This is a genomic window from Microvirga sp. RSM25 (genome assembly GCF_044784385.1).
Classification (GTDB): domain Bacteria; phylum Pseudomonadota; class Alphaproteobacteria; order Rhizobiales; family Beijerinckiaceae; genus Microvirga; species Microvirga tunisiensis.
Genome location: NZ_CP173039.1, coordinates 1,371,047 through 1,383,746, shown reverse-complemented (window position 1 = coordinate 1,383,746; position 12,700 = coordinate 1,371,047). Strand labels below are relative to the sequence as shown.

Below are 12,700 nucleotides of genomic sequence, written 5' to 3'. Positions count from 1 at the left end.
CCATGGGAGACGTGCGCTCCACCTCCCTACCCTGACATCTGATAGGAAGCTCCATGCGCAACGCTCCTCTTCATACAAGGCTTCTGCTCGGCGTCTGCCTCGCTGCCTCCGCAGGTTTCGGCTCAGCCCTCGCTCAGACCCCGTCGCAGCAACCGTTTGAGCAGGTCGCGACCTTCGATCATCAGGTTACCGGTGTGGCCGTCTCGCAGGAAGGAAGGATCTTCGTCAACTTTCCCCGCTGGACCGAGGATGCACCGGTTTCCGTGGCCGAGGTGATGAAGGACGGCTCGCTCAAACCTTATCCTGACCAGGGCTGGAACGAGTGGCGCAATGCCCGGAAGGATGAGATGTCGCCGCAGGACCACTGGGTTTGCGTGCAAAGCGTGGTGGCAGACGGTCAAGGCAACCTCTGGGTTCTTGATCCGGCAGCACCGGCACAGGACAAGGTCGTCTCCGGCGGGCCGAAGCTGGTGAAGATTGATCTCAAAACCAACCAGCCGATCCAGACGATTGCCTTCAATGAGGAAATCGCCCCTCAGGGCTCCTATCTGAATGACGCGCGCTTCTCCCCTGACGGCCGCCACGCCTACATCACGGATTCCGGAGTTAAAGGCGCGCTCGTCGTGGTGGATCTGCGCAGCGGTCAGTCCCGTCGCGTGCTCGATGGGCACCCGAGCACGCAGGTCGAGAAGGATGTGCAGGTCAAGGCGGACGGTCAGGTGCTGCGGCGCCCGGATGGACGCGGCGTCGAATTTGCGGCCGACGGCATCGCGCTGACCCCGACGGACGCCATCTCTACTGGCAGGCCATCAAGGGCAAGACGCTCTACCGCATCGCCACCGATGCGCTTGAGAATGCGCAGGTGGGGGACAAGGATCTGGCGTCCAAGGTCGAGAAGGTCGGCGAAAACGGTGTGGCCGACGGATTGCTGATCACCCGCCGCGGGGACCGCATGATCGTAACCGCACCCGAGGAGGACGCGCTCAAGGTGCGCGTTCTTGGCACCGCCCAGGACAGCCGCCCGTCCATCCTCGTGCAGGATAAACGGTTGCGCTGGCCGGACAGCCTCGCCGAAGGGCCGGATGGAACGCTGTACTTCACCACGTCGCGCATTCAGGACTCAGCGACCTACAAGCCCGACGCTCCCAAGAGCCTGACCACCCAGCTCTGGCGGATGAAGCTCGACAGCGCAGAGGCGACCGGCTCTCTCGACAGACCGGCCAAGCCACAGCAGTAAATCTGGATAAGGACAGTACGATGAGCCAAGATTTTCCGAAACCTCCCTTTCCCGATCAGAAGCAGCCAATGCCGGGCTCCAGTGCAGCCATGGACCCGCAGCCCGATTACGGCGAGGACAGCTACAAAGGCTCGGGTCGTCTGGCCGACAAGAAAGCCATCATCACCGGCGGCGACAGCGGCATAGGGCGGGCCGTGGCGTTGGCTTTTGCCCGCGAGGGTGCGGACGTTCTGATCAGCTACTACAACGAGGATGAGGACGCCCGTGAGACGCAGCGCCTCATCGAATCCGCCGGCCGCAAGGCCGTGCTCATGCCCGGTGACATCAAGGATCCGGCTCATTGCCGCGCCATCGTGCAGCGAGCGGTCCAGGAGTTCGGCGGCGTCGACATCCTCGTCAACAACGCGGCCCACCAGGCGACCTTCACCGATGTGGAGGAGATCAGCGACGAGGAATGGGACGTCACCTTCCGCACCAACATCCACGCGATGTTCTATCTCGTCAAAGCGGCGGTGCCGCACATGCGGGAGGGCAGCGCCATCATCAACACCACCTCGGTGAATGCCGATACGCCAAGCCCGCAACTGCTGGCCTACGCCACGACCAAAGGTGCCATCCAGAACTTCACGGGAGGGTTGGCGCAGTTGCTTGCCGAGAAGGGCATCCGAGTGAATTGCGTCGCTCCCGGCCCAATCTGGACACCGCTGATCCCTTCCACCATGCCTCCTGAGAAGGTGAAGGAGTTCGGCTCGCAGGTGCCGATGAAGCGTCCAGGACAGCCCAAGGAGCTGGCCTCGGCCTATGTTATGTTGGCGGAGCCGAACTCCAGCTATGTCTCAGGTGCGACCATCGCAGTGACGGGCGGAAAGCCAATAATATGAAAAGGGAAGACAGGCAGTTCCAGTCTGGTTGGATGATCTGCCTGTCAGTTGCCCAACGCGTCAGGTTGCGAGGGTCTGAAGTTCGTCCGGTGTATCGAAGGATCGCAATGATCTCGGCGGGAGAGACGGCGCCGATACGGATGCCGGCCGAGACGTGAAGATGTGCCAGATCTGCGTCCGTAAAGCCCATGGCAACCAACCGCTCCAGCCGCTGGGCATGCGACTTTCGAGCCCCGAGCGCACCGATGTGGAAGCAGTCGGATCGCAAGGCAGCCGAGAGCGCCTGATCGTCGGATCATGCGTCAGTGTCAGCACTGCAATATGCCGATCGAGCCTAAGCGCGGCAACGCCTCGTCGGCCATTCGGCCAACCAACAAGGTGACGCCCCGAAATCGATCAGGTGTTGCAAAGGCGTCGTGGGATCTATGATCGTGACATCGAGCTTCAGAATGTCTGCGTCGCTCGTGATCATGGCCGACAGTATCAAACAGATGGATGATCTCGTCCAGGCCACACTCTGCCTCCGGGACAGGCCATAAAAAGGTTCTGCATTTTGGTGCGAGCTGAACTGCCTAGCTCGTCATCCGTCTCCTCGGACCATTGAATGGGATGTTGATAAAGGATTCGCGCAGTCGCGCTTACCACGCCTAAGATCGCGGTCAGCAACATCACTTCACTCAAATGAGCCTCCTCATCAAGAGTGTGGCACTTGCGGCACAAGAGGTTCTTTCTGCCTGAAGCGGCCGCTATCCGAACATGCCCCAAGCAAGTTTCCGTCTGACACCGCGCTCTCACGGTTATCGGCCGATCTTCACGATCCGGACAAACTCGACCCTATGCTGAGAATTCGCCAAAAGAGTCGCTTTAACGTATGAAAAGCTTAGCTGTCTGGGCTGATAGCCTTCCCGATAATATCAGCACAGAACAGCCCGCTATCTGCGTGCGGTACATACAGAACTGTCAAAGTATCAGAGCGGCTTTGGAACAAAGCGATAGGCACATTGTTGGTAGCCGGGTTGCGGCCCAGCCAAGTTTGTGTGCGTAAAAGTGGAATAGCCGGCTATTCGGCGCGGGCTGGCCGCTACAGATTCAAGCAACCAACGCTTACCCGCCATCACGCAGGGTTGGAGCAATCGCGCTTATGGTTTCATCTGATATTGCTTCTACATTCGGGAGCTTCTTCCTAGGTGGTTTCGAATGTTCAAGCCACTGGCGCAACGACGGTCGAAGGCTTGATCTCCTTGCGAGCACGCAACACGACCTGCTTGCTGCGAAGGATTACGAGCTTCTCGCCCGGCACCGCATACGGGCAGTTCGCGACGGCTTGCGATGGCATCTCATCGAGGCGACGCCCGGTCATTATGACTGGAGCAGCTTTCTGCCGATGTTGCGGGCCGCAGAGGCCGCCGGAACGCATGTCATCTGGGACTTGTGCCACTATGGCTATCCCGACGGTCTCGACATCTGGTCGCCTGCCTTCATCGACCGGTTCGCACGCTTTGCTGCCGCCACGGCCCGGGTGGTGAAGGAAGAAAGCGAATATGTGCCAGTTTACTGCCCCGTGAACGAAATGTCCTTCTGGGCTTGGGCGGGCGGCGAGGTCGGTCGCTTCAATCCCTGCTGTCACGGCCGGGGCGCGGAGCTCAAGCGCCAGCTCGTGCGCGCCACAATTGCAGCTATCCACGCGGTCCGGAGCGTCGATCCGAGGGCCCGATTCATAACGGCGGAGCCGCTGATCAATGTGGAAGCAGGCCTCGGTGACGAGGAGCATGTCAGAAGCGCGTACGCCTATCAGCAGATTCAGTTTGAAGCACTCGACATCCTGCGCGGCGCTAAGGAGCCCGAATTAGGTGGGGCGCCTGAGTGTCTCGATATCATCGGGCTCAACTATTACCCCGACAACCAATGGTATCACGGCGGCTCGACAATTCCCATGGGCCACCATGCATACCGGCCCCTGCACACGCTGCTGGAGGAGGTGCACCTGCGCTATCGCCGCCCACTTCTCATTGCCGAGACGGGCGCTGAAGGTTGCGGCCGGTCCTCCTGGTTTCACTATGTTTGCTCGGAGGTGCATGCCGCCCTGGATGCCGGCGTCCCGATCAAGGGGATCTGTCTTTACCCGATCGCGGACTACCCTGGCTGGGACAATGAGCGGACCTGCAGCGTCGGACTCCTGACGGCTCCTGACGCGCAGGGGCGCCGCGCGGTCTTTCCTCGGCTTGCTCGCGAGCTGCAGCAACAGCAGGCTCTTTTTGCAGTGTTCGAGGCAAGCGATACCGGCCCTGTACCTTCAGTGGCGGCGGAGTAGGATTCATGTGGTGGGACGATAGCCTCTTGGTCAACTCGGGGCGCAGCCGGTCGAGGAGCCTCACGATCAATCCGGCTCCGCCCATGGCGGCGCCATCCACCTTTCTCCAGGGGCCCTACCGGTTCGTCCTTCACTACATTGCCGGCCGCCCCTGGCAGTTCGGCGCGCTGCTTCTGGCCGTGGTCGGAGCCGGAGGCTGCGCGGTGGCCGTGCAGTACGTGATGAAGCTCCTTGTCGATGGCATGGCGGGGCCTCGCGAGGCAAGCGCGGCAGTTTGGTCGGCCCTTATCCTGTTCGTGACCTTCATTGCCGGCGAGAGCATCCTTTGGCGCATCACAGGTTGGCTTGCCTGCCGAGCCACCCTCGGCGTCGGTGTGGACATGCGCCTTGATCTGTTCAGTTACCTGAACGGTCAACCCATGCGCTACTTCGCCGATAATCTGGCCGGCTCGCTCGGGCAGCGCCTAACTGCGACGGCAGGCAATTTCGGGGCTCTCACGAATACGGTTGTGTGGCGCATCCTGCCGCCCTGCATAGAATTCATCGGCGCGCTGATCGTGTTCATGACGGTCGACTGGCGCATGATGCTCGTCCTTGCCGTATTCGTGATAGCGGTTACCGGCGGGCTCATCTGGTTCGGCGAGCGCGGGCGACCGCTGCATCGGACATATGCAGGTCATGCGGGCGCCGTAGCGGGCGACCTCGTCGATGTGATCACCAATATGTGGGCGGTAAAATCCTTCTCGGCCCGCACCCGTGAGGCGGAGCGTCTCGCCCAAGGCTTCCGTCGGGAGGCGCTAGCGCAACGCCGCAGCTGGCTCTATCTCGAGAAAGCGCGCGCCCTGCATGACGTCACCCTGTGGGGCATGGCGGGCGGCATGCTGTCCTGGGCGGTGCATCTTTGGAGTCTGGGTGACATCACGCCAGGTGATGTGGTGGTCGTGTCGACTCTGACCTTCCGCATTCTCAACAGCTCCCGGGACTTGGCCCTCTCGCTCGTCGAAACGGCGCAGTATGTGGGGTATATCGAGGACACCTTGCGGGTGATCGCACAGCCGCAATCGGTGGTCGACGCGCCGAACGCCAAGCCCCTCGTCGCCCGCGGCGGGTCGGTAGAGTTCCGGGATGTGAGCTTCTCCTACGGCGAGGCTAGATCCGACACCGTGCATGGACTGAGCTTGCGGATCCCGCCGGGCCAGAAGGTCGGGATCGTGGGCCCTTCAGGGGCAGGCAAGTCCACCCTGATCCACTTGCTGCAGAGATTATATGACGTGCAATCGGGCGAAGTCCTCATCGATGGGCAGCGTCTCACGGAGGTCGGGCAGGATTCTCTCCGGGCGGCCCTGGCCGTGGTCCCTCAGGAAATCACGCTGTTCCATCGCACACTCATGGAGAACATCCGCTTCGCCCGGCCGGACGCCACGGATGAGGAGGTCTATGCAGCCGCCCGCGCCGCCTGCTGCGACAGCTTCATCCGCGCGACGCCGGAAGGCTACAACACCCTTGTCGGCGAGCGGGGCATGAAGCTCTCGGGCGGCCAGCGCCAGCGGATCGGCATCGCGCGGGCTTTCCTGAAGGATGCTCCGGTCATCATTCTGGACGAGGCGACCTCGGCCCTCGACACGGAATCCGAGATGGAGATCCAGCGCTCGCTCGTGCGCCTCATGCGCGGTCGCACGGTGATCGCGGTTGCCCACCGCCTCTCCACGCTCTCCGCCTTCGACCGCATCATCGTGGTCAAGGGAGGGCAGATCGTGGAGGACGGAACCGCGACGGAGTTGCGGCAGCGTGGCGGCCTGTTCGACACCATGTGGCGTCTTCAAGCGGAAGGCTTGTCCGTGGACGATGTCGTGGAGTATGTCGCATGACGGAGGTGCGGTTCGGCGACGAGTCGCAGAGCCGATGAAAGTCGACTATGAGCTCAGAACGACCGCTCCCCTCGCCCTTACGGCGTTCCTGATCGTCTCATGGCTGAAGGCGCCCACGCTTTACATGGCTCCCCGGATGTGGTCCGAGGAAGGCACGCTCTATTTCGGCGCGATCCAGTCGCTCGGCCTCATCGACTCGCTGACCCTGGTCGTACGCGCGAATATCCAGTTTCTCACGAACGCCATCGTCTATCTGGCCACCCAGGTGCCGCTGGCTTGGGCGGCGCATGTCACAACCTATCTGTCGTTCGCCATTGCGGCATTCACGGCCCATCTGATCGTTCTTTTCTGCGCATCTTATGGCATCAGGCAATCGGTTTGCTTTGCCGCCGTGATCATCTGGGCTCTCCTGCCCCCGACCTATGAGGTCTTTGCGACGGCGACGAACGCGCAATGGGTGTGCTCGGTCTCGATCCTGCTGATCTGCGCGCTTCCTCCACACATCCTGCAAACGCGCTACGAGCCCGCGCTCTACGTCTGGGTGATCGCCTGCGGGCTCACGGGCGTCCCGTCCTGCATCGCTGCGCCGGGCTTTTTTCTACGCGGCATTGCCGAGCGATCAAGGCCCCACCTCGTGATCGGCGTCATCCTTAGCATTTGTGCACTCATCCAGCTGGTCCTCATCATCACCCACCCGATCGAGGGACGCTCGTTTGCGTTCGCCCCTTTGACCCTTGTCATGCCGGGCCTGCTGCAAACCGTGCTCGCACCCATCATAAGCGCCGACATCGTCGAACTCATCGGCGCGAAGATCCGCTCAGGTGAAGCGGGAGCGGATATCGTTACCACAGCGACCGTTCTGGTGAGCCTCTCGCTGATCTGCCTTGCCGCGGCGCTGGCTTGGTCGTCGCGCTGGAGAAGCCTCGTTGCGGTTCTCGTATTCCTGTGGGCGCTGGAGTCGGTTCTCAATACGTTCGGGGCCTTCGGAGGCTATCCGGAAGGCCTCATCTCGGGATGGGGTGGAGCACGTTACTATCTGTTCGGCTGCGTGTGCTTTCTGCTCCTTCTGGTGCTCGGGACGAGAGCCAACGATCGCTTGGCGCGCCGGATCAGCGTTGCCCTGATCTGCCTGATGGGCGCCGTATCCGTAGCCCAGATGATCAAGAGCCCATGGACGCGTGGTTTGACTGAGGGACCATCGTGGGCGAGTGAGATTGAAAGCTGCGTACCGGCCCGATCGTGCATGGTGACGGTCTGGCCAGGCGGCGCAGAGTGGACGTTCGAGATCCACCAGCAGGATAGTGCTAAGCGCTGAAGTGCCGCTCTTTCTCATTGGGGCGGAGCGGATTTCGATGTTACTGAGGTCGTACGAAGAGCGCCCTCTATATCGTGCGTTGTCACAATAGTCTCAATATCTGATTATCAGTCCATGACATCTCGAAGAGCTGCTTCGGGTCAGGAACCGAGTTTCCCTGCGCTTTCGGAAGGTCCGGTTCGATGAGGATTGCTGCCTTCGAGCGAAGGTCTCAGGCGTGCCACTAAGAGACCTTCCGCGTGAGCGCTCCCGCGCTCCGCCCCAGAGTGGATCAGCGCGAGCTGATCCCTCTTGCGCGAGGTGCTTCGCGGAGGATTGCGCCAGGGTTCACATGTACAGCGCACGGCTCAGGCGGACGCCGTACTCCGCATCTGGGTTCGTTGTGCCGTCACCAACCCTCTCCACGATGGCAGCGACCGCCAGGTCGCGCCGCTTCGGCAACCGCGCCCGCTCGGCCGCAGCATGGGCGGCAGGCATCTCTTCAAGGGTGAGGTCCGTGCAGTAGCCCGGAGCGCCAGGCTGCTGCCGCCACGAGTCGGCCAGCGTGCCCGCGTCAAAAGCGTCGAACCCCGTGTATTCGACGAGTGCCATGCCCACCTTGCGATCTCTGTCATTCTCAGCCGCAACGGGAATAGCGATGCGGTCTTGGCTGCCGGCAGGCTTGCCCTTCCTTGCGAAGGAGTCGGACCCGATGGCGTTCCATGCCTTGACGATGGGACGGCCTAACTGTTCGGACACCCACAGGCTCTCGACCTGACCGGCCTCGATGGCCTCGATCCTGCCGTCGCGGGCCGGATAGTAGTTCGACGTGTCGATGACCACCGTTTCGGCTGGGACGCTCGCGATCAGCGGCGCGATCCCGGGAAGTCGGTTGAGGGGGATCGACAGGATCACGACGTCAACGTCCACTACCGCTTCCGCCGCCGGGACCGCACGCCCGCCAGAAGCCAGCACGTCGCGCTCAATCGTGTCCGGGCCGCGGGAGTTGGCCACCTTCACGTCATGCCCGGCCGCACCCAGCTTGCGGACCAGGGTCTTGCCAATGTGGCCGGTGCCTAAAATGCCGATCTTCATAATTGTCTCCTACGAATTCCTTGAGGCTTCACTCGCTCGCCGGGTGGGCGAGCGCTTCGAGCGTGCGACGGAGGTCGTCCACTCCTTGGTCGGTGAGCTGGCACGCTGACTTGATCTTGTCGGTGATACTCCGGATCTCGGCTTCGAGAGCCCGGCTGCGGGATGTCAGGTCTACCAGCACGCGGCGCTCGTCGGAGGGGTCACGGGTGCGCGTCACGAAGCCTGCACTCTCCAACCGCTTCACCAGCGGCGTGATTGTGCCCGTGTCCATATCCAAGCGAGCGCCGAGCGTGCCGACGGATAGGGGTGCGCCATCCAGCAGTTCGAGGATCACGAGATATTGGGGGAAGGTCAGGCCGAGCGGCTCCAGGAACGGCTTGTGCATGCGTGCGATGCGGTTTGCCGCGCCATAAAGCGCAAAGGATAGTTGCGTGCTGACGCTGTGCCGTTCCGAAGTCATTCTCTTCTAGTATCCTAGCATCTAGCGCGCTAGATATTCCGATATGGCGGCTTGTCAAGCGGCCTCGTTCTTCTTGCCGGGCGTGATCCAGCCGTCGGACCGAACCGCTACACCGTCAGGATTGTTGATCCGGTGGTCTTACGCGCTTGCAGATCCTGATGGGCCTTGGCCGCATCCCGCAAAGGATAGGCTTGGTTGATCTCGATCTTGACCGCGCCTGAGAGCACGACGTCGAACAGGTCCTGGGCCATGGCTAAAAGATCAACCCGCTTCGCGGCGTAGGTTCCCAAGGTGGGGCGCGTCACGTAGAGCGAGCCCTTCTGGGCTAGGATGCCGAGATTGATCGGCTCGACAGCCCCGGAGGATTGGCCGAACAGCACCATGAGCCCGCGTGGGGCGAGACAGTCCAAAGAGGCGGAGAAGGTGTCCCTACCGACTGAGTCGTACACGACCGGCACCATGTTGCCGCCAGTAATCTCCCTCACCCGCTCGACAAAGTTCTCGCGCGTGTAGAGGATGGTATGGTCGCAGCCATGAGCCTTGGCGAGTTCGGCTTTCTCATCGCTGCCGACGGTGCCGATCACGGTTGCGCCGAGCGCCTTGGCCCATTGGCACGCGATAAGGCCAACTCCGCCAGCCACGGCATGAAACAGGATGGTGTCGCTTTCCTTGACCTCGTAGGTCTGCCGGATGAGGTACTGGGCGGTCATGCCCTTGAGCATCATCGCAGCAGCTTGGTGATCGGAGATGCCATCCGGCAGCACAACCAGACGATCCGCCGGCATCACCCGCGCTTCCGCATAGGCGCCTTGAGGACCTCCGGAATAAGCAACCCTATTGCCAGTTTTTACGTCTGTAACGTCCGGACCGACCGCCTCGACCACGCCAGCTGCTTCTGTGCCTAGGCCGCTTGGGAGCGACGCTGGGTATGCGCCCGACCGCACATAGGTGTCGACATAGTTGAGGCCGATGGCCGTGTGCCGGACACGGGCTTCACCCGGCCCTGGCTGGCCGACGTCGACCTTCTCCCAGACGAGAACCTCGGGCCCTCCGGTCTCATGGAAGCGTATTGCGTGGGTCATGATGCCGTTCCCTTCGGGGCCAGTTCGAGGCTCCACCTTAGGAGAAGGCCGAAGGTCTGCAAGGGGACAGGTAGTGAAATTCGTTCGCTGAGAGGAACGTCCGATGTTCCTGTCCAACGCCGAACTTCGCCCCTGTCCGGAACGTACCAGGAGCGGTCGTTCCGGACGGATGTGCCGATACTTTAGGCGATGAGGCTTGCGGCGAAACGGGCGCAGACGAGGAGGAGGAAGATGCCGAAGGCGACCTCGAGCCGGCGCTTCGAGAGCCGGTGGGCCAGCCGTGCGCCGATGGGCGCCATCCAGGTGCTGGTGGGGATGAACAGGACGAAGCCGAGGAGCGAGATGTAGCCCAGGGCCAAGGGCGGCTGGAAGGCGATCACGTTCGGGTAATCGGCCATGTGCGGCCAGCCGGCATAGATGTAGCCGAGCGCCCCCGGGATCGAGATCAGGATGCCGAGACCCGACGAGGTCGCCACCGCCTGATGGATCGGGCGGTTGTAGAAGGTCATGAACAGGTTGGAGAGCTGGCCGCCGCCGATGCCCATGAGGGCCGAGAGGATGCCGATGATCCAGCCATAGGCCACCATGATGGGCTTGGCCGGCATGTCGAGGCCGAAGCGCCAGGTGTCCTTGCCGAAGAGCAGGCGGATGGCCGAGAGGCCGGCCACGACCACGAACACGGCCTTGAACAGGTCGGCCGGGGCATAGCGGGCGATGATGCTGCCGATGATGACGCCGAGCACCACGGGCACGGCCCAGACGCGCAGGATGGTCATGTCGACGGCGCCCTTGGCCCGGTGAGCGTTGAAGGAGCGGATCGAGGTCGGGATGATGATGGCCAGCGAGGTGCCGACGCACAGCGGCATGCGCACCTCCTCGGGCACCTCCAGGATGCGGAAGAGCTCGTAGAGGATCGGCACGGCGACCGCGCCGCCGCCGACGCCGAAGACGCCGGCGAGCAGGCCGGTGATCGCGCCGGCGGCCAGCAGCGCCACAACAAGCCACGCCAGATCAAGCAGGGGGATGCCAAACACGAGGATTCACCCCTTGCAGAGGATGTAAAATTTGGAGTTCGGCTTCCCGGGATAGCCCGATCAAAGGGCAGCCGGCAGAGCAGTTCAACGAAAGCCCCTCTCCACACGCGGAGAGAGGCTTTGCGCTCTTTACGCCGCCATTTCTTTTTTGAGGTTTTCGTCGATCTTGTCGAGGAATCCGGTGGTGGAGAGCCACTTCTGCTCGGCGCCGACCAGGAGCGCTAGGTCCTTGGTCATGAAGCCGGCCTCGACCGTGTCGACGCACACCTTCTCCAGGGTCGCGGCAAAGCGGGCGAGCTCGGCATTGTCGTCGAGCTTTGCCCGGTGCGCGAGGCCGCGGGTCCAGGCGAAGATCGACGCGATCGAGTTCGTCGAGGTCTCCTTGCCCTTCTGGTGCTCGCGGTAGTGGCGCGTCACCGTGCCGTGGGCGGCTTCCGCCTCCACCGTCTGGCCGTCCGGCGTCATCAGCACCGAGGTCATCAGGCCGAGCGAGCCGAAGCCCTGCGCCACCGTGTCGGACTGCACGTCGCCGTCGTAGTTCTTGCACGCCCAGACATAGCCGCCCGACCACTTGAGCGCCGAGGCCACCATGTCGTCGATCAGGCGGTGCTCGTAGATAATGCCCGCGGCATCGAACTTCGCCTTGAACTCGTTCTGGTAGACCTCTTCGAAGATGTCCTTGAAGCGCCCGTCATAGGCCTTGAGGATGGTGTTCTTCGTCGAGAGATAGACCGGGTACTTGCGGTTCAGGCCGTAGTTGAGCGAGGCGCGGGCGAAGTCGCGGATCGACTCGTCCAGGTTGTACATCGCCATGGCGACGCCGGCATCCGGGAACTTGAACACTTCCTTCTCGATGACCGTGCCGTCCTCGCCCTCGAACTTGATCGTCAGGCGGCCCTTGCCGGGTACCTTGAAGTCCGTGGCCTTGTACTGGTCGCCGAAGGCGTGGCGGCCGACGATGATCGGCTGGGTCCAGCCGGGCACGAGGCGGGGCACGTTCTTGCAGATGATGGGCTCGCGGAAGATCACGCCGCCGAGGATGTTGCGGATCGTGCCGTTGGGCGACTTCCACATCTCCTTGAGGCCGAATTCCTGCACGCGGCCCTCGTCCGGCGTGATGGTGGCGCACTTCACGCCGACGCCATACTTCTTGATCGCCTCGGCGGCCTCGACCGTGACGCGGTCGTTGGTCGCGTCGCGATGCTCGACGCCGAGGTCGTAGTACTTCAGGTCGAGGTCGAGATAGGGGTGGATCAGCTTCTCTTTGATGAAGTGCCAGATAATGCGGGTCATCTCGTCGCCGTCGAGCTCGACAACCGGGTTGGCAACCTTGATCTTCGCCACTTGTGGCTCCTGACAGAATTGAACGCTAGCGGTTGATCCGCCGCAAAATTGCACCGCAGCGCAAGTAAATGCGCTGCGGTGTTGTTAGAGAACC

The 12,700-nt window shown here is 62.2% G+C and carries 9 protein-coding genes and 2 pseudogenes; 5 read left to right on the top strand and 6 right to left on the bottom strand.

Features of this window, described 5'->3' with window-relative positions; translation table 11 throughout:
- Positions 1 to 53: 53 nt before the first annotated feature.
- Positions 54 to 1,237 (top strand): annotated as a pseudogene (locus tag ACD578_RS06695) (SMP-30/gluconolactonase/LRE family protein).
- A 20-nt stretch (positions 1,238 to 1,257) separates the two neighbouring features.
- Entirely contained in the window at positions 1,258 to 2,118 is an 861-nt protein-coding gene (locus tag ACD578_RS06690) for an SDR family oxidoreductase (protein WP_404291920.1), read from the top strand.
- Here ACD578_RS06690 and ACD578_RS06685 read toward each other — a convergent pair.
- Positions 2,042 to 2,398, bottom strand: a pseudogene (locus ACD578_RS06685) (XdhC family protein); the annotation flags it as partial. The gene ACD578_RS06690 and the pseudogene ACD578_RS06685 overlap by 77 nt on opposite strands.
- Positions 2,399 to 3,259: 861 nt before the next feature.
- On the opposite strand from ACD578_RS06685, the gene ACD578_RS06680 reads away from it, so the two are divergent.
- From ACD578_RS06680 to ACD578_RS06670, 3 genes are read left to right on the top strand one after another with little or no spacing between them, the layout of a single operon-like run.
- On the top strand, positions 3,260 to 4,429 hold the full coding sequence (locus ACD578_RS06680) for a beta-glucosidase (RefSeq protein ID WP_404291919.1): 1,170 nt from the start codon (positions 3,260 to 3,262) through the stop codon (positions 4,427 to 4,429).
- 5 nt (positions 4,430 to 4,434) lie between these two features.
- Entirely contained in the window at positions 4,435 to 6,297 is a 1,863-nt protein-coding gene (locus ACD578_RS06675; protein ID WP_404291918.1) for an ABC transporter ATP-binding protein, read from the top strand.
- Between the two features lie 34 nt (positions 6,298 to 6,331).
- Positions 6,332 to 7,612 (top strand): hypothetical protein, encoded by a 1,281-nt coding sequence (locus ACD578_RS06670; RefSeq protein ID WP_404291917.1) that lies wholly within the window; start codon positions 6,332 to 6,334, stop codon positions 7,610 to 7,612.
- A 327-nt stretch (positions 7,613 to 7,939) separates the two neighbouring features.
- On the opposite strand, the gene ACD578_RS06665 is transcribed toward ACD578_RS06670, so the two are convergent.
- From ACD578_RS06665 to ACD578_RS06645, 5 genes are all read right to left on the bottom strand, one after another.
- Positions 7,940 to 8,686 (bottom strand): NADPH-dependent F420 reductase, encoded by a 747-nt coding sequence (locus tag ACD578_RS06665; protein ID WP_404291916.1) that lies wholly within the window; start codon positions 8,684 to 8,686, stop codon positions 7,940 to 7,942.
- A 28-nt stretch (positions 8,687 to 8,714) separates the two neighbouring features.
- A complete protein-coding gene (locus ACD578_RS06660; protein ID WP_404291915.1) occupies positions 8,715 to 9,146 on the bottom strand; it encodes a MarR family winged helix-turn-helix transcriptional regulator in 432 nt (143 codons plus the stop codon).
- 107 nt (positions 9,147 to 9,253) lie between these two features.
- Positions 9,254 to 10,228, bottom strand: coding sequence for a quinone oxidoreductase family protein (locus tag ACD578_RS06655; protein ID WP_404291914.1), 975 nt, complete (start codon positions 10,226 to 10,228; stop codon positions 9,254 to 9,256).
- Between the two features lie 182 nt (positions 10,229 to 10,410).
- A complete protein-coding gene (locus ACD578_RS06650; protein WP_404291913.1) occupies positions 10,411 to 11,262 on the bottom strand; it encodes a sulfite exporter TauE/SafE family protein in 852 nt (283 codons plus the stop codon).
- 129 nt (positions 11,263 to 11,391) lie between these two features.
- Positions 11,392 to 12,606 carry an NADP-dependent isocitrate dehydrogenase gene (locus ACD578_RS06645; RefSeq protein ID WP_404291912.1) on the bottom strand — a complete coding sequence of 405 codons (1,215 nt, stop codon included), beginning with the start codon at positions 12,604 to 12,606 and terminating at the stop codon, positions 11,392 to 11,394.
- Between the last annotated feature and the right edge of the window lie 94 nt (positions 12,607 to 12,700).